Genomic DNA, 20,250 nt, shown 5'->3' on the forward strand with positions numbered 1-20,250 from the left:
TGATTAAATCCCCATTCCTCAGCACATCTTGCACCAGACTCAGCCGACTTCTTCTGACTCTGCGGCTAAATTGCCGATGTTCTTCTCAGAAAAAGATGCTGGTAAAGACTGACCATTTCGGGGATATGAGTCTGTGAGATTAGACCGCAATTGCCGCATCAGACTAGCCATTTCTAGGGCGTTCATGGCATAATCCCAGCCATGATTACCTTTAATCCCGGCTCGTTCTAAGGCTTGCTGCATGGTATCCACGGTCAAAATGCCAAAAATTACCGGCACACCCGTTTGAAAGCTAGCGGCGGCGATACCCTTAGATACTTCAGCCGAGACATAATCAAAATGAGGCGTTTGTCCCCGAATCACTGCACCCAAACAAATTACCGCATCATAACGATGGGAAAGTGCAAGTTGGCGGGCGACCAGAGGTACTTCAAAACTTCCCGGAACCCAAACATAGTCCACCTGACTACCGTGGGGGTCTGGATCTACACCGTGGCGTTTCAAGCAATCTTGACAACCCTCTAGCAGCTTCCCGGTAACGAGGTCGTTGAATCGACCCACAACCACTGCTAAATGCAACGGTTCCGTTTGAGCAAAAGTTCCCTCAAAAACTGCCATAACTGCCTCTTAATCAACTATACTCTGACCAATATACATTTCTTCTTTAAATGCAGAAGAGCAGAAGAGTACAATTAATAGAACCAGAAAATCGAAACATCCTGTTCTTAGCTCTTCTGCTCCTGTAGTTGCTATGCTATTTTTGGCAAATAGAGATTAGCGATCGCTTAAACCACGAAAAAGTTTAATACACCCACTAAAAGCACCAAAGCAATCCAGACTCCAGAACCAAGCCAAAGGAGTTTTTTCGATTCCACCCAATTTTGCGGGGTAGCATAGGCAACAGGAACGCCAACTACCAAAACAAAAGATGTGAGAACTAAAGATATCAAAGCGAATTGAAATATTATGGTCATTTTTCCTTCTCTCAAACTAGCCAAATACTAAATCTAGAATATCGTAAAGGGCGACACGAAAGGTTTTGCCTTATTTGTTAACCTAGCAGAAATTGCGTCACTATAGTTATCAGTTAGTTCTAAATAGATCCAGTTGTCTGTACAGATGACCATTGACTATTGACCAAACAAGTGCTGAATACTTTCTTTCAACTTAAGTTTTCTGAATTCTTCTCTCTACTCAGAACTTTCCCCACTCAGCACTCAGCACTCAGAACTTTCCCCACTCAGCACCCAGCACTCAGCACTACTAAAAGCTATGGACTTAATTCTTTGCCATACAACCGCAGATTTTGACGCATTAGGAGCCGCAGTTGGGCTGACGTGTTTATTGCCAGGGAGTAAGATTGTCCTGAGTGGAGGCGCACATCCACCTGTAAAAGATTTTTTGGCACTACATCGCGATGAGTATCCCCTGATTGAAAGACGTGCAGTAATTCCCGACAATATTCGTTCTTTGAGAGTTGTGGATACGCAACAGCGCGATCGCCTGGGCAAAGCTGCTGAATGGTTAGATTTACCGAACATAGAAATCATAGTTTATGACCACCATATCAGTCAACAGCTAAATATTCCCGCCACAGCATCCCATATTGAACCAGTGGGAGCCTGTACAACTTTAATGGTGGAACAATTGCAACAACAGCAAATTCCCCTGACTTTATCTCAAGCCACAGTTATGGCTTTGGGTATTCATGTGGATACAGGCTCCTTAACCTTTGACAGTGCCACACCCAGAGATGCTTTAGCTTTAGCTTGGTTAATGCAACAAGGAGTGAGTTCATCAGTAATTTCCACTTATCTTGACCCTGGTTTATCGCCGCAATTACAGCAGCTATTAACTGAAGCCTTAGAAAACTTAGAATATTTTTCTTTACGTGGATATACTATTGGTTGGGTAACACTAAAAACAGAAGAATTTGTGCCAGGGTTATCAAGTTTAGCTTCGCAACTGGTGGAATTAACCGAAATTGATGCTTTACTATTGGCAAACGAATATAACCACAAAGAAAATGAATCGCGTTTAACCATCATTGGCAGAAGCCAAATTCCCGGTGTCAATCTCAACCTCTTATTTCAAATATTCGGTGGTGGTGGACATTCTCAAGCCGCATCATTGAGTTTACGCCAAGTCAATCCACAGGAAATATTACAACAACTCCTAGACGGCATCAAAGCCTCAATTCCTCATCCGCCCACAGCCAGAGACTTGATGTCCTCCCCAGTCCGCACCATTCGCCCCGAAACCACAATTTCCCAAGCCCAAAACATCTTATTACGCTATGGACACTCTGGTTTATCTGTAGTCGATACCGAAGGAAAACTAGTAGGAATTATTTCCAGACGAGATATAGATATTGCCCTACACCACGGATTTAGTCATGCGCCAGTCAAAGGCTACATGGCTAATAAAGTCAAAACAATTACACCAGATACCATCCTGCCACAAATTGAATCCCTGATGGTAACTTATGATATTGGACGCTTACCAGTATTAGAAAACGGGCAATTAATGGGAATTGTTACTCGCACTGATGTCTTGCGGCAATTACATCAAGCCGATGAAGATATGGGAAGATGGGATGATGGAGAGCAAAAAGTCAAAATTACCCTGAATACAGAGTTACAAAATCGCCTTGCGCCGCAACTATGGCAATTACTCACCGTAGCATCCCAAGAAGCGGAAAAACGGGGTTGGCATCTTTACTTAGTCGGGGGTGCGGTGCGAGATTTGCTGTTAGCTGAATCAGCCGCCGGGACATTAATGATTACAGATATTGACCTTGTAGTTGATGGCTTTCACCAAGCAGCAGATGTGGGTGCTGGGGTAGAACTAGCAAAAGCACTGCAAGAAATTTATGCAGGGGCGCGGTTAGAAATTCATGGGGCTTTTCAAACTGCGGCTTTATTGTGGCACAAAGACCCAGAATTAGATTCTTTATGGATGGATATTGCTACCGCTAGAACAGAATTTTATCCTTATCCAGCCGCAAACCCGGAAGTTGAAGCTAGTTCCATTCGACAAGACTTATATCGTCGTGATTTCAGCGTTAACGCCCTCGCCTTGCGCCTTACCTCCCCTCGTCCTGGGGAATTACTCGATTTCTTCGGCGGTTTACTAGATTTACAAGCCAAGCAAATTCGGGTTTTACACCCCAATAGTTTTATTGAAGACCCGACTCGCATTTATCGAGGTGTGCGCTTTGCTGTGCGCTTTGGCTTTGAGTTGGAATCGCAAACCGAAGAGTTTATCCACTATGCCATTAATAGTGGCGTTTACGATCGCACTGCCCAAACAAATATTAAAACCCCAGCCTTACAAACTCGACTCAAAGCCGAATTAAAATATATTCTTCAAGCCCCCTATTGGAAATCAGCGTTAGAACTACTGAATAAATTAGGCGCGTTGCAGTGTATTCATCCCACCCTGAAGCTAGATGAATCGCTTTTGCAGCAATTGCGATTATTAGAACGCTGTTTACGACGTTTTGATTCTGAACAAACCCTCACTAATTGGGAAATGCGCCTAGAAGCATTAATTGCCCACTTAGAACCGCCGTATCGGGAGAAAGTAGCCAAAAATCTGCATTTACCAGAGGATGGTATTAAACGCTTGGAAAATTTGACTAAAGCCCAAATTCAGGTACAGGAATTATTACCAACTTGTCAGCGTCCTAGTGCCATAGTGCAGGTGCTACGACAGTATGATTTACCCATGCTGATTTTAATTGCTTTGCCCAGTCCGCGCATCCTCAGACGGCAGATATGGCATTATTTAACAGTGTTGGCAAATGTGGAGCCGATACTCAATGGTAATGATTTGAAGCAATTAGGCTACAAACCAGGGAAACAATATCGCCAAATATTAGATGATTTACTCGTCGCTACTTTAGATGGAGTGATTAAAAATAGACAAGAAGCTGAAGAATTTTTAGCCCAGCATTATCCTCAATAAAGTGTCTTGCACAGAGATAAGTTTTATGCAAATCCAAACACAAAAACGCCAGTACACTCCAGAAGAATATTTACAACTAGAAGAGACATCAGAATATAAAAATCATTTCTGTCTCGCCACAACCATTCTAGACATTTGAAAAGTAGAATTATTTGCCGTAGATGCAGTTCGGTTTCCAAGGGAGGTTCATCACTATATAAATCACCAGGGGGAAATATAACATCTTTAGAGATGCCTGCTTGGGGAGCTAATTCTTGAGCAATGGTCATAGAATAAGTATGGCATCAAGTAATTATTCAGTCGAATTTAGCATTTTTATGCTATGCGATTACCTGCGGTACACTACGTGAACGCCTGTAAGCTGTGTACAGATATGCTACTTGATAACCTCTTCGCCTGCGGTAATTGAGTAATTCCTGATTGGTTTAAATTTATCGCTCCCCAGCAGAAGCCGCAAAGCAGGCAGGCAAGTTATAATTCTCTTGCGGAGCAACGTAACAAAAATTTATGAGTAACCCCCTTGTACAAGCCTTTTTCGTAGGCAGAGCAGTAGCCGAAGTAATTAATGAGCGTCTAGAAGTCGCTGTAACCGACGCTTTGAGCGATTTGGGCAAATTTGATGCCGAAGCTAGAGAACAAATGCGCCAGTTCACAGAAGAGGTACTAGAACGGGCAAATCGGGCAGCAGAGGCTGCTAATGCTGGTCAAAGCACCCCCGGCGGTGGCTATTCTAGTTCTGAGCCTGTGGATTTACAAGCAACAATTGATGAACTCAGAGCCGAAATCGCACTCTTACGCAATGAATTGCAACGTTATCGCAGCAGTTCTGTATAAATTTGGCCATTGATCATTAATCATTGCTTATTAGTCATGATTACATGACATTTGCTGGTAAATAGTTCAAAAATCAGAGTGTATTTTCATCCAAGGGATTTGGTTAACAACCAACGGTAAACAAAAAATATGGAAACAGGTTATTCAGAGAAGGCATACCGTTGGAATCGGGAAAACTACTCTAGCAGACGGCGCTTTGTGGACATTTGGTCTTTTGTCTTAACCTTAATGTTCAAGCTTTGGCGTTACAACAAATCTTGGAGTTATGCTGGCGGTGTCACTGAGGCTAAACAAGTTGCCAGACGCAAAGCCCAAGCGGTCTGGATTCGTAATACCCTGTTGGACTTAGGTCCAACTTTTATTAAAGTCGGGCAGTTATTTTCTACCCGTGCTGATATATTTCCTGGAGAATATGTCGAAGAATTGGCAAAATTACAGGATAAAGTGCCAGCTTTTAGCTATGAGCAAGTAGAAACCAGTATTGAGGAGGAATTAGGCAAGAAAATTCCGGAATTATTCCAGAATTTTGAACCTATTCCCCTGGCGGCTGCTAGTTTAGGGCAAGTACACAAAGCTGTGTTACACACCGGGGAATCAGTTGTTGTGAAAATACAACGTCCTGGACTGAAGCAGTTATTTGAAATCGATTTACAGATTCTCAAGGGGATCACCCGCTATTTTCAAAATCACCCGAAATGGGGACGGGGGCGCGATTGGCTAGGAATTTACGACGAATGTTGTCGCATTCTTTGGGAAGAAATTGATTATCTCAATGAAGGTCGCAATGCTGATACTTTTCGTCGGAATTTTCGCGGCTATGAATGGGTAAAAGTCCCTAGAGTTTACTGGCGTTATGCTTCACCCAAAATATTGACTTTAGAATACCTCCCCGGAATTAAAATTAGCCAATATGAAGCTTTAGAAGCTGCAGGTTTAGATCGGAAGGTGTTAGCACGTCAAGGCGCGCAAGCTTATTTGTTGCAGTTGCTGAATAACGGCTTTTTCCATGCCGATCCTCACCCAGGCAATATTGCTGTGAGTCCTAATGGTGACTTAATTTTCTACGACTTCGGCATGATGGGGCAAATTCAGTCTAATGTGCGTGAAGGGTTGATGGAAACGCTGTTTGGCATTGCTCAAAAAGATGGCGATCGCGTTGTCCAGTCTCTGATCGATTTAGGTGCGATCGCCCCGACAGATGATATGGGCCCTGTGCGGCGTTCTGTTCAGTATATGCTGGACAATTTCATGGATCAGCCCTTTGAAAATCAGTCTGTGGCCGCAATCAGTGATGATTTGTATGAATTAGCTTATAATCAGCCATTTAGATTTCCCGCAACCTTCACTTTTGTGATGCGAGCTTTTTCTACTCTTGAGGGGGTAGGCAAAGGCTTAGATCCAGAATTTAACTTTATGGAAGTTGCCCAACCTTATGCAATGCAACTAATAACAAATATGAATGGTCCTGATAATAATAGCTTTATCAATGAGTTAAGTCGCCAAGCCGTTCAAGTCAGTACAACTGCATTCGGTTTGCCTCGGAGATTAGAGGATACATTAGAGAAATTAGAACGCGGTGATATGCGTGTGCGTGTCCGTTCAATAGAAACGGAGCGTCTGCTACGAAGGCAGAGTAACATTCAATTAGGCACAACTTATGCTTTAATTATCAGTGGATTTACTCTTTCCGCTACAATTTTATTAGTTAATCGTTATGTATGGCTGGCCGTGCTAGCTGGTTTAATTGCCGCAGCATTATCAATCATCCTAATTCGCTTGCTATCACGCCTCGACCGTTATGACCGCACGTATTAATTGTTCTCAAAAATTATGAAACTTAACTTCACGGGTTCTAGCGATCCGGGACTTATTCGTTCTAGCAACCAGGATGCTTACTATATCGATCCTGAAGGACGATTTTTTATTGTTGCTGATGGTATGGGTGGTCATGCAGGGGGTGAACAAGCAAGTCGCATCGCCACGCAGGAAATTCAAGCTTTTTTGGTGTCCCACTGGGATAGTGCTGAAACTACTCCCAAATTGCTCGAAAAAGCCCTATGGCAAGCAAATCAAGCCATTATCCAGGATCAGAAACAGCATCCCGAACGTGCCGATATGGGTACGACCATCGTCGCCGTGATTTTTCGCTCTACAGATGCGCCTTGGTGCGCTCACGTTGGTGATTCCAGGTTATATCGGTTTCGGGACTCGAAACTACAACAGGTTACGGAAGACCACACGTGGGTGGCTAGGGCGATCAAACTAGGTGATATTACTGAAGAAGAAGCTCGAAATCACCCCTACCGCCATATATTATCCCGGTGTTTGGGTAGGGAAGACTTGCATCAAGTTGATGTGCAGAAGCTAGATTTTCAATTAGGCGATCGCCTGTTGCTATGCAGTGATGGTCTGACCGAAGAACTGAACAATCAGAATATTGCTGACCACCTCCGCAACTCTCCCATATTGAAGGAAGCTTCTCTCGCTCTAATTGAAGCCGCCAAAGCGCAAGGTGGACACGATAACATCACAATTGTGATGGTTTCACGAGAAGAAAGTGCTGAGTGCTGAGTGGGGAGAGTGCTGAGTGGGTAGGGGCGGGTTTAAGCAGTCAGTCAGTCTGTAGTTCGTCAACATTCTTAGTAAACCCGCCCGTACAGGAGTGCTGACTGCTGTAAAGCCCTGCGGGCATGGCTGCGCTTAAAGCGCTAGCGGGGCGTTGAGCAGCGTGCTGAGTGGGTAGGGGCGGGTTGAAGCAGTCAGTCTGTGGTTTGTCAACATCCTTAGTAAATCCGCCCGTACAGGAGTGCTGCCTGTAAGAATATTTTAATAATTTTCGATGGGTGGCGACTACAAACGGGGAAATTAAAATCCCAAATTGCCAATAATTCAATTTTTTAGTAGATATACTCAGCTATTTGTTCAGCCTGAGCATTTTTCATATTTACAACTTGATACAAATACTTTAAGCTCCAAATTTACCTATTTGGAGACTAATACTGCACAATATCGTTAATTGACTTTTTGCACATAATCATGTATGTCGCATATAATTTACGCTTAATACCTCTTACTACCCCTCGACCAACAGATCCTCACAAGAGACGTTGAAATGAGTGGCACGTAAATTAGGGTATTCCAATCTACAGTAACCGCCAAGGAGGTTAGGACATGGTTAATTGCTTGAGGTTCTGGAAACAAATGGGTTTCTACTCAGCACTTAGCACTTTAGCCATAACTTACCGATGGTAGACAATAAGTGATTTCTGCCCCTGATTTGCTTTAGTAAACCTAGGTTATACATCAGTTGATTGATCTGCAAAACATCAATACGGGAATCTTACCCATAAGGATGTGGGCAATTCGTCAAACAATTGTTATCTTTCTTAATACAGAGGTACAAATATATAATATGTACTGACCCACTTATTATACTTTTTGCCCTTCTGTAATCAACATCAATGTTACGCGTTGTTTTTCTCGGAGTTTATTATGAGTCAACCCATCGAACTATCTTTGGAACAGCAATTTAGCATTCGCTCCTTTGCTACTCAAGTACAGCACATGAGTAACGACCAAGCTAAAGACTTTTTAGTGAAGCTTTATGAGCAGATGATGGTACGCGAAGCTACCTATCAAGAGTTGCTCAAGCACCAGTGGGGCTTAGATTCCGGTTCCACTATGGCATAGGTTAGTATGTGTGTCGCAGTGGGCGACCTCCTTCTCTTGCTTAGTTCCACGGAGGAAAAGAGCTGGGGATGCTGGGGCGTCAACTCAAATCAACAACTTAATACAGATAATTACATACCTAAAGCTTTACTCAGCAGGATTATAAGCTCTATATAGTTTGACAAATCTACTGTAGTTTTGGGGTGCAATTAGAAATCAGGCTTGACCAAATTTAATTGAAACTTTGCTGAGAGTAAGGTTCTGAGTTCTGAGTATAAAGCAAGTTAGTTGCTTTCAGGCTTTGAGCTATCAACACTGTTTTCACTCTGATGAAAACTGCTTCATCTAATTATTCCACAGCGCTAAACTCATCGATACTTATTATATTTTTTATTAATAACGCTTACAACTAGATATATATCTTTCTTAACAAAGGTTAATATTTTCTAAAAGGTACATTTCATGCTATGGGAGAGGTTCTCAGAATACCCATCTCACGGCGATACTAGCTGGAAGTTCTAAAGGATAAATTTGTGGAAACTGTTTCCAACTTTGCCAAAATTTTGGGCTTAATTTTTTCGTACTCGTTTTTAAGTAAAGTTTTACTCAGATGAGCCGGGGCTGACGAGGCAAAGGTTTGACTCATTGCTATCCACTGTTGCAGTCGTTGGGGCTGGGCTGGGTCAATACTGGCTAGGAGGACGTGAGAACAGCGTTCCGGTGCTTCCCGTGCAAATAATAACAGACGATAGGAAGCTGTCTGTGCCAGTAAGCCAGCGATTTCTTGACCATGACTGGTTTTCATGTCTAGGTAATAAGGCAAACATTTAGCACCATGTTGGCGATTGTAGATCACAGTAATCCAGAGCAACATGGGGTGGGGAGCAGTAATAAACAAAAATTGATTATAAATATTACAGATGAAGCGTTTGATAATTTCTTGCTGCGGTAACATCACCCATAGCGCTGGGAGCATCTCCCCATTGGGCTGGCGGATGGATTTGGGGAAAACAATATCGGCAATTGGTTTATTGGTAGGCCAGGAAGCATCACGAACCAGAGCAAATTCATCGTTTGATAAAGATCCCTGCAAATCGACTTGTGTTTTTGGCTCCGCCTCATCCCTCATGATGTGGACGGTAGCTGCATCATGCTCAGGTGAATTTGCTTGTTGGCGTTCATCCTGTTCGAGTGATTCTATCACCTGGAGGATCTCACCAATGCTTTGAGGGCGATCGCTTGCGGCTTTAGCCAAACAACTCATGACTAAATTTTGGGCAGACTGGGGAATTTGCAACCTGGGAGCAACTTCAGCAAAGGAACGTGGCTCTTTACTTTGATGCGTTTTATACCATGCCCCAAAAGAGTGCGTTGGTGCGACTAGGGGCATTTTGCCTGTAAGCATCTCGAACATCATCACGCCCAGACTATAAATATCGGCGCGATGGTCTAATTTTTTCCCCTCCATTTGTTCGGGAGAGGAATAAGCCATTGTTCCTAAATAGTATTTTGTCTGATCGCTATTTGCTTCTAGTAATTTAGCTATCCCAAAATCTAGCACCTTGACCAATTCGCCAAAACTAGGATCTTGAATCACCAGTATATTGCTGGGTTTGATATCACGATGAATAATGGGGTAGACTGTGCCATCAACCGAGATGCCATCATGAGCGCACTTCAACCCCAAACTAATTTGACGTGCCATACTCAAAAATCGGGTAAAAGTTAAACTTTGTTGGCGGATCACCTGGTTGAGGCTTTTTCCCTGTAAGTATTCCATTACATAGAACGGCGTACCATTTTCGTCTACACCGTAGTCCATGACTCGGACAATGTGGATGGTTTTCTGCCCTAGTAAGGCACAGGTTTTCGCTTCTGTCTCAAAGCGGTCTTGCAACCGCATCTTTTTATTTTGTATGGACAAGGCGAGAAACTTCACAGCTACAGGTACGCCTCCCAACAAAATATCCTTAGCACGATAAACTTTACCCATAGCTCCAGTACCAATTAACTCTTGAAGCTGGTAGCGTTTGCCGACTAAACGACCAATGTTGGGGTCTGACATAGAAAATTCGACTCCAATATTCTATAAATTTGATTAATAGTTGTGATGTTTAATGATATTCCGTACTTTGAGATCGAGTAGTATTAGCTTGCCCAATTTTGGTTAACTAAACATCTCCTGTTGCAAGATACAAGCTAGAGGACGATAATTTCCCAGAAATCAATGGGAAGTCGGTTAGTTTATGTTAACTGACGCTCTAAGCTAGCTTCCATTGTATTGGTTAAGACATAACCAGCCATAACGCCACTGGTGAGATAATATTTATTTTCTGAAATGCGGTGAATGGTTTCAAAGCCACTACGACGTTGGCGATCGCCTAGTACCCAATAACGCTGCACAATAGTATCTACACCAATCCAACCCTCACCTTCAATTTGGCCGAAAAGATTATGTTGCATTAAAAAACTATACTGACGCGCGCCCTTGTCTAACCGTCCCTTATATTGCAAAGAAATTTCCGAGCGATCGCTACCTGGAAATATCAACTTTGTGGCCATAGTGAACCAGTTACCTCGATTCCACGCCACCAAGGTCATACCTTTAACGCTGATTGGCATACCATGACGCTCTAGCCAATTTCCTTCCATGATCCAGCGTCCTGGTTCCAATAAAAAAGTGTGAGCCACCTTGTATGTTCCTTGTCTTGATCAAATCTCCCCCATCCAGCATGACTTAAATACAAATACTATGGCAATATTTTTATGATGCTACCTCTGGATGAATTTCGCCCAGAAGGACTTCACAAGGTGCGCCAGTGGCCGCAGGTAAATTACCAGGAAGCCCCATTTGTCGCCAGTAGGCTAACACAGCAAAGGCGATCGCTTCTTTAAAATCCGCATTCAAGCCAACTTCATCTGTCGTCAAAACTGGTATTGATGGTAACAATAACTGTAATCTTTGTTTTAAATAGAGATTACGACTACCGCCACCGCACAATAACACCTGCTGGGGCATTTGGGGTAAAAAAGTTTGATAACTGTGAGCAATTGTAGCAACCGTGAGTTCTGTGAGTGTGGCCAGTAGGTCAGGCGGATTGAGTTGGTACGGTTCGGCATCTTTTAAACACTCATGCAGGTAAGCCACACCGAACAACTCACGACCTGTAGATTTAGGCGGGTGTAGATGAAAGTAATCTTGCTTCAGCCATTGTTCTACTAATGAATTGCAAGGAATACCAGTGGCTGCCCAGTTACCGTTTTCATCATAAGACTTAGCACCATCAGTTAAATGCTGTACTGCCAAATCCAATAAACTATTTCCGGGGCCAGTATCCCAACCGCGAATTTTTGACAGCCAGTCACCACCACGAGGCGGAATGTAAGCAACATTGCCAATTCCACCAATATTTTGAATGCAACGTCCTTGTACTGAATCACTCAGCAAAAAAGCATCGACTCTCGGCACCAGGGGCGCACCATGACCACCAATATTGATATCCGCCAATCGAAAATTACTCACAGTCGTAATTCCCGTCAGATGAGCAATCAAAGCACCACGACCTAATTGCAAGCTATAACCCAGAGAGTTGGATTTTTGACTTCCCCCTTGGGGCGGTCGATGGTAAACAGTTTGACCGTGGGAACCAATCAAAGTTGCTGGTTTGTGACCGATTTGGATATTTTGAGCCGCTTGGGCGAAAGCAGAGGCGATCGCATCATCTAGTTCTGCTAATTCTGCCATTGCGATCGCAGCACCTGCACCAACGGCTAAAATTTTTTCTCTTAATTCGGCAGCGTAGGGATATGTTTCCCCTGCTAGCAACTCAATTTTCAAATCCAAATCACTACCAGAAACTTCCACCAAAGCAGCATCTATACCATCTACAGAAGTGCCGCTAATTAAACCTATAACGCGAGTCGGTCCAGTAACTTGTTGAGGATACATGGGCAGAAATTATTTTGTAGATCGCAAAGGTGTATCTGAATTTATACTACTTTTTTTCAACCAAAGTTGGCTGCTGACTGATGTTAATAATTTATATATAAAAACATACCAAATTTATGCAATAAGTCAGGTATCTGAATCAATGTTTGTGTTGGCAATTGAACTTCCCATAAACTTATAACAGTAATATTCATGTCGTTCACTTCACACTGCCTGCTGCCGGGGGGTAGGATAAAAGATAGAATCAATTAGCTTTTCTCCTAATGAATCTGGCTGAAACTTCCAACAACGAAAATTCTCACAATCCTTTTCTCACCCTCAACTACGAACCAGCATTAGAATCTTTGGGTGATGATTATTACGACGAAGTAAGTGCAGAAGATTTTCCCCAACATATTGTACGCTGGCGCAATGATGCACTGCTACCTCTTTTGGGACTAAACCCCCAAACAGTTACAAACGAAGATTTTAGCAACGCCTTTGGTAAATTTCAGGGACGCAAACCACTATTAGCATTACGTTATCACGGCTATCAGTTTGGCACGTATAATCCTAACTTGGGTGATGGTAGAGGCTTTCTCTACGGACAAGTCCGTGCTACCAATGGCGAATTGTATGACTTTGGTACAAAAGGTTCTGGTAAAACACCCTACTCTCGTGGTGGTGATGGAATGCTTACACTTAAAGGCGGAGTGCGAGAAGTTTTAGCAGCAGAAGCATTACACCAATTAGGGGTACGCACCTCTCGCTGTTTGACGATGATTGAAACCGGTTTATCTCTGTGGCGGGGTGATGAACCTTCACCAACTCGCTCATCTGTAATGGTCAGAGTCAATAGTTCACATATCCGTTTTGGCACTTTTGAACGCTTACATTATTTGCAACGGCCAGATTTAAGCCAAAAACTCTTAGACCACGTAATCCAGTATTATTACCCTCATTTAATTGCTGAAAAAAATCAATATGTTTTATTTTATGCAGAATTAGTCAAACGGGTAGCAGAACTAACAGCACAATGGATGGCGGCTGGATTTTGTCATGCAGTCCTGAATACTGACAATATGTCTATTACAGGGGAAAGTTTTGATTATGGACCTTATGCGTTCATTCCGACTTATGACCCATATTTTACTGCTGCTTATTTCGATTACTATAGACGCTACTGTTATAGTCATCAACCCAGTATTTGTCAGTTGAATTTAGAAATGCTCCAAGAACCATTAAAGGCAATTATTGATAAAGCTGAGATGGAGTCAGAATTAGCAAAATTCAATCAGTATTATCAAGCTGAATATCGTTCATTAATGTTGAAAAAATTAGGATTTGAGCAGTTAGAATTGCCAGAATTCAACGAATTGTTAAATTTAACTATTCAATTCTTACAAGATAGCCAAGTTGGTTATCACCACTTTTTCTATGAAATTGCGCGTACTTTTACTAATAGGTGGCGCGACGATCCAGAAATGGTGATGAAAGATGCTGATATTATCTCTACATCAGAAACATCAAAACTTTTTGATAATTGGTGTCTCTTATATCATAAAGTCCTCAATTCTCTTGATCCTAAATATCAGGATGTAATTGCCAAAACTCTTGCTAATAGTAATCCCCAAACCGTCTTATTAAGACCGACGATTGAATCGATTTGGGAACCTATCTCTCAAGCAAATGATTGGCAGCCATTTAATGATTTAATCAAACAAATTCAGTCAAAAAGTTAGCACTATTGAGGCAATTATAGTTTTTCTCTCCCCTGCTCCCCGCTCCCTGCTTCCGGCAATGACCACATCTGTCTCTCGTAAGGGCGCAAGGCCTTGCGCCCCTACCGCGTGGTCTATTTACCTGAAAATAGCTGTAAAGGCGATAGGAGATTCTGATCGAGTTTAATTAGCTTGATACTAACATCACTTTAAACTAAATGGGAATGTCAGAAATTGAGGTGAGTGATAATTTTAAATAATACTAATTGTAATTTGAGGTCAAAATTTTAAAATTTATCATGATTAATTATTCTGCAAAATAAAATAACTAATAGTTTAAAATATAAGTTTATTATAAAAAACCGTAATCATTTGGTGAACATTCAGATTTTAACAAATTTCAACTAATAGTTGGTGATCCAAGCACTGGAGGAAAAAAAGTGGGTAGGCATCACAGATATGATTCATTTAAATCTGTGGAATTTGTCAGCAAACGAGTATTGCTGCCAATATTAGTGGGAGTTGCCGTTGCAATTGCAGTGTGCATATTATCGCAAAAGCTACTAATAGGACAGCAGAACCACATTGCACAACTTGTTGAACAACAGGCGATCGCGCTCAAATCTGAATTGACTAGCGAACTCAAAACTCGCATTTTGACATTAGAGCGCATGGAAAAACGCTGGCAAATCCGGGGTGGTATTCCTCGCTCAGAATGGGAAGCAGATGCAGCTAACTACGTCAAAGACTTTGGCGGATATCAGGCTATTCAATGGGTAGATCCATCATTTCGGGTACGTTGGATTGTACCGGAATCAGGCAATGAAAACGCCCAAAATCTGGATATCAGCCAAAAATTACGAGGACGCACCACCCTAGAAGCAGCGCGTGACAAACAAAAAATCACGGTGAGCCTTATAGTTGATCTTGTTCAGGGTGGTAAGGGATTTTTAGTAGCTGTACCACTGTTCCAAAAAAACCAGTTTGATGGATTTATATTAGGAGTTTTTCAAATTCGTTCCCTGCTGGATTCAGTTTTAGAAATTCCACAGGGGTACAATATTAAAATTTGGGAAAATCAGGATCTAATTTACCACAATAATTCACAGATTTTAGTGCAGTCAAATTGGCAGCAAGAGGTAAAGATAAACTTATATGGAATCAATTGGCGAGTGCTGGTTTATCCAACTCCAGAATTATTAATAGACTTACGATCACCTCTACCAATTATCGTATTAACAGCAGGACTCACACTGGCTGGGATGCTAGCATTTTCTCTCTATTTGCTCCAGGTGGCAAAATTTAAAAGTGATCAAATAGCAGCCATAAATCAAGAGTTAAGTCTGAGGATTCATCAGCAGATACAGGTAGAAATTGCACTTGAGGAACGTGAAAATCATTTACGGCAGTTATTAGAAACAGTTAAAGTTATCCCCTGGGAATTAGACTTGCAATCTTGGAAGTTTACTTATGTTGGACCTCAAGCCCAAGCCTTATTAGACTATCCTCTTGATGCATGGTATGAGGAAGATTTTTGGATCAATCATATACATCCTCAAGACCGAGACAAAGCTATGCGTTTTTGCTATGAAGCAATTGCCAGATGCGAGGACTACGAATTTGAATATCGGATGTTAGCCGCCGATGGGCGAGTTGTTTGGCTAAAAGGAATTGTCACCGTTACCACCGAAGACGGTTCCCCTCGGATGTTGCGGGGGTTCATGTTTGATATTACTGATCTCAAGCTAGTGGAAGCAACTTTGAGATTGAGAGAACGCGCCCTCGCTGCTACCAGTAACGGCATTATCATTGCTGATGCCAGACTTCCTGATCATCCAGTAATTTATGTCAATGCCGCTTTTGAGAAAATTACGGGTTACGACGCTTCCGATATAATTGGGAAGAACTGTAGATTTTTGCAAGGAGAAGATACCGAGCAATCAACACTTGATCAACTGCGCTCATCCATTCAAGCTGGTGAGAGTTGTCAAGTTATTCTCCTTAATTATCGGAAAGATGGCACTAGTTTTTGGAATGAATTGAGTATTTCACCTATCCATCATGAAAATGGACAGTTAACTCACTTTGTGGGCATTCAAAATGATATTAGCGATCGCCAAAAAGTAGCAGCAGCCCTACGCGAAAAGGAAGAACGCTGGCAACTCGTCATCGAAGCCAATCAAGATGCCATTTGGGATTGGAATATGATCACAAATCAAACTTTCCGTTCTGCTAAGTGGAGTGAACTGTTGCAGGATAAAGAACATCAGTTCATCAGTAGTAATGATGACTGGTTGAGCAGGATTCATCCCGATGATTACGAACGGATGATGACCACTCAACAAGATTACTTGAGTCGGAAAATTCCCAATTATGTAACTGAGTTTCGTGTGCGCTGTAATGATGGTAGCTATAAGTGGGTACTAGTCCATGCCAAAGCTTTATGGGATGAACAAGGTAATCCAGTGCGGATGGTTGGCTCGACTAAAGATATTACCGAACGTGTGGAAGCACAAGAAGCACTGCAACGCCAATTTAACCGGACATTGTTACTGGGACAAATTACCCAGAAAATTCGTGAAAGCCTCCACAGCAAAAGCATATTTGAAACAGCTGCGATCCAAATTGGCAAAGCTTTCGGAGTTCATCGTTGTTTAATTCATTCCTATTCTAGCGATCCCATACCTGAAATTCCCGTAGTCGCAGAGTATGTAGTCTCCGATTACGCCTCCATGAGGAATATGGAAATTACTCTCACAGGCAATTCCCATGCAGAGCAGATGATCAGCCAGGATCAGGCGATCGCCTCCCCAAATGTCTACCTTGATCCTTTACTCAAACCATCGGAACATATCTGTCGCGAGTTTGGGTTGAAGTCAATACTGACAGTCCGCACCTCCTATCAAGGCAAACCCAACGGAGCCATTGGTTTACATCAGTGTGGCGATTTTCGCCAGTGGAGTCCAGAAGAAATTGAATTATTAGAAGCTGTTGCCGAGAGACTTGGTATTGCATTAGCACAGGCTTATTTGCTGGAACAAGAAACCAGCCAACGTCAAGAATTGACCGTGAAAAACTTTGCTTTAGAGCAAGCAAAACGTCAAGCAGAAGCGGCAAATCGGGCAAAAAGTGAGTTTTTAGCGATGATGAGCCATGAAATTCGCACCCCGATGAACGGCGTGATCGGGATGACAGGGCTGCTGCTATCTACCAACTTGACTCCCCAACAGCGAGACTATACAGAGATTATTCGGAATAGCGGCGACGCTTTACTGACGATTATCAATGACATTCTAGACTTCTCAAAAATTGAATCCGGTAAGCTAGAACTAGAACAACAACCTTTAGATTTAAGAGCTTGTATAGAGGAAGTTATAGACTTTTTAGCTCTGAAAGCCAGTGAAAAAAATATTGAATTAGCCTACATTATTAAATCGGAAGTTCCTGTGCAGATTATTGGCGATTTAACTCGTCTACGCCAAGTCTTGATGAATCTCCTGAATAATGCCATTAAGTTTACCCAACAGGGAGAAGTTATCCTCTCAGTTGAGGCGAGGAAACTGACCAGCAAAAAAAACCAACACGTTTACAAAATTCTATTTTCCATCCAAGACACAGGTATTGGCATCGCGCCAGAGAATCTAAAACGCTTATTTCAACCCTTTGCTCAGGCTGATGCTTCCATGAATCGAAAATATGGTGGTACAGGATTGGGGCTGGTAATTAGCAAACGCTTAAGTGAAGTTATGGGCGGCACTTTGTGGGTGGAAAGCCAGGGCTGTATAGCTGGTAAGCCCCGTCCGGGATGGAAAGGTAGCAAGCTAATTGCATCGACTAGCTCTTCTGTAGGTTCCACGTTTTACTTCACTATTACTACCCAAATACCTGCTCATGCCAATTTAGATGAATATTGCATTTCACTCACCCAACTGATGGAAAAGCGGTTATTAATTGTGGATGAAAATCCCAGCAACCGCAAAATTATCAGCTTGCAAGCAGAGGCTTGGAAAATGCAAACTTATACTGCTAATTCCAGTCGAGAAGCTTTGGCTGCACTGAGCCAAGGCGAACGGTTTGACATTGCCGTTTTAGATATGCAGATATCTGATATGGATTGGTTAAGTTTAATCAATCATATCCATGAGCAACGTGGTTATGAGCATCTGCCTTTGGTGATTCTGACTTCCCGGAATCAAGAATCAAATAGTCAAGAATTCAGTGATCTCCCCTTTGCTACTTTTTTGACTAAACCGATTAAACAGTCTCAACTATACAATGTCTTAACGAGTGTTTTGAGTGATCAGCCGATTAAAGCGAGGCTGTTTAAACACCATACTCCTGAGCCTGATTTACGGATGGCAGAACAAAACCCGTTGCAAATTCTCTTAGCAGAGGATACAGCAGTCAATCAAAAAGTTGCCCTCTTGATGCTACAAAAGATTGGTTATCGGGCAGATGTGGCTGTCAATGGCGTGGAAGTCCTCCAAGCTCTACAACGTGGCTCTTATGATGTGATCTTGATGGATGTGCAAATGCCCGAAATGGATGGGCTAGAAGCCACCAGAAGAATTTGTCAACAATATCCAAATAGTTCTCGTCCTCGGATTATCGCCATGACTGCCAATGCTATTCAGGGCGATCGCGAAATTTGTTTAGCGGCTGGTATGGATGACTACATTAGTAAACCCGTCCAAATTCAAGATTTAGCCCTAGCACTCAGTAAATGCCAAGGTCGGAACAGTTGTGAATTCACGTCTACAAAACCGATTTTTTCACACATTTCTGGAGAAGCGCAAGTTCTCACTTTTAAGAGAGAAAAGATTATAATTGATCCTAAAATTCTCAATTCTTTACGAGATATGATGTCAGGAGATGAGGCAGCATTTAAACAATTACTTAATTGTTATCTGGGAGAAGCTCCCAAGTTTATCAATAATATTAAAGCATCAAATATCAGTAAAGATGCTGAGACTTTATGGAAGGCAGCTCACACTCTCAAGTCCAGTAGTGCATCTGTTGGGGCTACAACCTTAGCACAAATCTGCAAACAGCTAGAAGCAAAAGGACGAAGTAGTGATTTAGCAGGCAGCGCAGAAATCTGCTCACAACTCTACCAGGAATATGACTTAGTGAACACAGCTTTGCAAATAGAACTGGAAAAGATAGAACATTGAAAACTACTTTTGCAGAAAACCAAGCTCCTACTCTAATTCTGATTGTGGATGATGAACAATTTATCCGTATGCAGCTGCGACTAGCCCTGGAACGGGAAGGTTATCAAATAGCAGAAGCTGAAAATGGCACAAAGGCTTTAAATCTGTTTCAGCAATTACACCCCGATATTATCCTGCTGGACGCAATTATGCCGGATATGGATGGCTTCGAGTGTTGCAATCGATTACAGGCGATGAATTTTGGTCAGTGTACTCCGGTTTTAATGATTACAGGACTGGATGATCAAGAGTCAGTTGACCGGGCTTTTGAAGTGGGAGCAGTTGATTTTGTGACAAAACCGATTCATTGGCCTGTTTTGCGTCAACGAGTAAAATTTTTGATTGAACAATCTCAGCTTCAGAAACAGCTAGAATTTGCTCACCAAGAATTACAGAGATTGGTGACTATTGACCAATTAACTCAAGTCTATAACCGCCGACGGTTTGATGAATATTTAGCCCAAGAGTGGCAACGTATGGCACGAGAACAAGTACCTATTTCTCTGATTCTCGGCGATATTGATTATTTCAAATTATATAACGATACTTATGGCCATCAGCTAGGCGATCGCTGTCTCCAACAGGTGGCACAATGTATTAATAATAGTATTAAACGTCCGGCTGATTTAGTCGCTCGTTATGGTGGGGAAGAGTTTTCGGTGATTTTACCGAATACTGATATGGAAGGGGCAATGATTTTAGCTGAGATTATTTGCTCTAGTGTCAGAAAAATGGATATTCCCCACAGTAGTTCCCCAGTCAGTCCTGTTGTGACTATCAGCGCTGGAGTAGCTACACTCATCCCTAAACCTAATTCTGACTACCAAGAAGTGATTCTCCTCGCTGATAAAGCATTATATCAAGCAAAAATGGCAGGACGCGATCGCATCCAATTTATGTCGTAGCCGGAAGCCAC

General features: G+C 42.3%; 13 protein-coding genes and 1 pseudogene. 8 read left to right on the forward strand and 6 right to left on the reverse strand.

Annotated elements, in window-relative coordinates:
- Positions 1–39: 39 nt before the first annotated feature.
- Positions 40–618, reverse strand: a complete 579-nt coding sequence (gene ribH / locus ACM0OW_RS12140; RefSeq protein WP_414550356.1) for a 6,7-dimethyl-8-ribityllumazine synthase — start codon at positions 616–618, stop codon at positions 40–42.
- A 167-nt stretch (positions 619–785) separates the two neighbouring features.
- On the reverse strand, positions 786–974 hold the full coding sequence (gene psbZ / locus ACM0OW_RS12145; RefSeq protein ID WP_194001934.1) for a photosystem II reaction center protein PsbZ: 189 nt from the start codon (positions 972–974) through the stop codon (positions 786–788).
- 298 nt (positions 975–1,272) lie between these two features.
- Here psbZ and ACM0OW_RS12150 point away from each other — a divergent pair, with 298 nt between their 5' ends.
- Positions 1,273–3,969, forward strand: a complete 2,697-nt coding sequence (locus ACM0OW_RS12150) for a CBS domain-containing protein (protein ID WP_414550357.1) — start codon at positions 1,273–1,275, stop codon at positions 3,967–3,969.
- A 74-nt stretch (positions 3,970–4,043) separates the two neighbouring features.
- Here the strand turns inward: ACM0OW_RS12150 and ACM0OW_RS12155 are convergent.
- Positions 4,044–4,238: pseudogene (locus ACM0OW_RS12155) on the reverse strand (Uma2 family endonuclease); the annotation flags it as partial.
- A 238-nt stretch (positions 4,239–4,476) separates the two neighbouring features.
- On the opposite strand from ACM0OW_RS12155, the gene ACM0OW_RS12160 reads away from it, so the two are divergent.
- The 4 genes from ACM0OW_RS12160 to ACM0OW_RS12175 all read left to right on the forward strand — a co-directional run bounded on the left by ACM0OW_RS12160 (position 4,477) and on the right by ACM0OW_RS12175 (position 8,493).
- Entirely contained in the window at positions 4,477–4,803 is a 327-nt protein-coding gene (locus ACM0OW_RS12160; protein ID WP_414550358.1) for a DUF6825 family protein, read from the forward strand.
- 129 nt (positions 4,804–4,932) lie between these two features.
- A complete protein-coding gene (locus tag ACM0OW_RS12165) occupies positions 4,933–6,618 on the forward strand; it encodes an ABC1 kinase family protein (protein WP_414550359.1) in 1,686 nt (561 codons plus the stop codon).
- Positions 6,619–6,633: 15 nt separating this feature from the next.
- Complete coding sequence (locus tag ACM0OW_RS12170; RefSeq protein WP_414550360.1) at positions 6,634–7,374, forward strand: Stp1/IreP family PP2C-type Ser/Thr phosphatase; 741 nt, start codon at positions 6,634–6,636, stop codon at positions 7,372–7,374.
- 921 nt (positions 7,375–8,295) lie between these two features.
- Positions 8,296–8,493, forward strand: coding sequence for an NblA/ycf18 family protein (locus ACM0OW_RS12175; protein ID WP_006198360.1), 198 nt, complete (start codon positions 8,296–8,298; stop codon positions 8,491–8,493).
- A 484-nt stretch (positions 8,494–8,977) separates the two neighbouring features.
- On the opposite strand, the gene ACM0OW_RS12180 is transcribed toward ACM0OW_RS12175, so the two are convergent.
- From ACM0OW_RS12180 to ACM0OW_RS12190, 3 genes are all read right to left on the reverse strand, one after another.
- Positions 8,978–10,537: a serine/threonine-protein kinase gene (locus ACM0OW_RS12180; RefSeq protein WP_414550361.1), complete on the reverse strand. Its 1,560-nt coding sequence runs from the start codon at positions 10,535–10,537 to the stop codon at positions 8,978–8,980.
- Positions 10,538–10,716: 179 nt separating this feature from the next.
- Positions 10,717–11,163: a hypothetical protein gene (locus ACM0OW_RS12185; RefSeq protein ID WP_414550362.1), complete on the reverse strand. Its 447-nt coding sequence runs from the start codon at positions 11,161–11,163 to the stop codon at positions 10,717–10,719.
- A gap of 73 nt (positions 11,164–11,236) precedes the next feature.
- On the reverse strand, positions 11,237–12,421 hold the full coding sequence (locus tag ACM0OW_RS12190; RefSeq protein WP_414550363.1) for an anhydro-N-acetylmuramic acid kinase: 1,185 nt from the start codon (positions 12,419–12,421) through the stop codon (positions 11,237–11,239).
- Positions 12,422–12,684: 263 nt separating this feature from the next.
- Here ACM0OW_RS12190 and ACM0OW_RS12195 point away from each other — a divergent pair, with 263 nt between their 5' ends.
- The 3 genes from ACM0OW_RS12195 (at position 12,685) to ACM0OW_RS12205 (ending at position 20,239) form a co-directional block, all read left to right on the forward strand.
- Positions 12,685–14,142, forward strand: a complete 1,458-nt coding sequence (locus ACM0OW_RS12195) for a protein adenylyltransferase SelO (protein ID WP_414550364.1) — start codon at positions 12,685–12,687, stop codon at positions 14,140–14,142.
- Between the two features lie 419 nt (positions 14,143–14,561).
- The gene (locus ACM0OW_RS12200) at positions 14,562–19,295 is read left to right on the forward strand and encodes a PAS domain S-box protein (protein WP_414550365.1); all 4,734 of its coding nucleotides are present in this window, start codon (positions 14,562–14,564) and stop codon (positions 19,293–19,295) included.
- Positions 19,292–20,239 carry a diguanylate cyclase domain-containing protein gene (locus ACM0OW_RS12205; protein ID WP_414550366.1) on the forward strand — a complete coding sequence of 316 codons (948 nt, stop codon included), beginning with the start codon at positions 19,292–19,294 and terminating at the stop codon, positions 20,237–20,239. Before ACM0OW_RS12200 ends, ACM0OW_RS12205 begins: the two co-directional genes overlap by 4 nt.
- Positions 20,240–20,250 lie beyond the last annotated feature (11 nt).

It is taken from the genome of Anabaena sp. CCY 0017 (assembly GCF_963920885.1).
Taxonomy (GTDB): domain Bacteria; phylum Cyanobacteriota; class Cyanobacteriia; order Cyanobacteriales; family Nostocaceae; genus Nodularia.

Excerpts from the sequence above, each read along its gene's own strand:
- psbZ (WP_194001934.1), bottom strand. The coding sequence starts at position 974 with ATGACCATAATATTTCAATTCGCTTTGATATCTTTAGTTCTCACATCT.
- ACM0OW_RS12160 (WP_414550358.1), top strand. The coding sequence starts at position 4,477 with ATGAGTAACCCCCTTGTACAAGCCTTTTTCGTAGGCAGAGCAGTAGCC.
- ACM0OW_RS12195 (WP_414550364.1), top strand. The coding sequence starts at position 12,685 with ATGAATCTGGCTGAAACTTCCAACAACGAAAATTCTCACAATCCTTTT.
- ACM0OW_RS12175 (WP_006198360.1), top strand. The coding sequence starts at position 8,296 with ATGAGTCAACCCATCGAACTATCTTTGGAACAGCAATTTAGCATTCGC.
- ACM0OW_RS12170 (WP_414550360.1), top strand. The coding sequence starts at position 6,634 with ATGAAACTTAACTTCACGGGTTCTAGCGATCCGGGACTTATTCGTTCT.
- ACM0OW_RS12150 (WP_414550357.1), top strand. The coding sequence starts at position 1,273 with ATGGACTTAATTCTTTGCCATACAACCGCAGATTTTGACGCATTAGGA.
- ACM0OW_RS12190 (WP_414550363.1), bottom strand. The coding sequence starts at position 12,421 with ATGTATCCTCAACAAGTTACTGGACCGACTCGCGTTATAGGTTTAATT.
- ACM0OW_RS12165 (WP_414550359.1), top strand. The coding sequence starts at position 4,933 with ATGGAAACAGGTTATTCAGAGAAGGCATACCGTTGGAATCGGGAAAAC.
- ribH (WP_414550356.1), bottom strand. The coding sequence starts at position 618 with ATGGCAGTTTTTGAGGGAACTTTTGCTCAAACGGAACCGTTGCATTTA.
- ACM0OW_RS12180 (WP_414550361.1), bottom strand. The coding sequence starts at position 10,537 with ATGTCAGACCCCAACATTGGTCGTTTAGTCGGCAAACGCTACCAGCTT.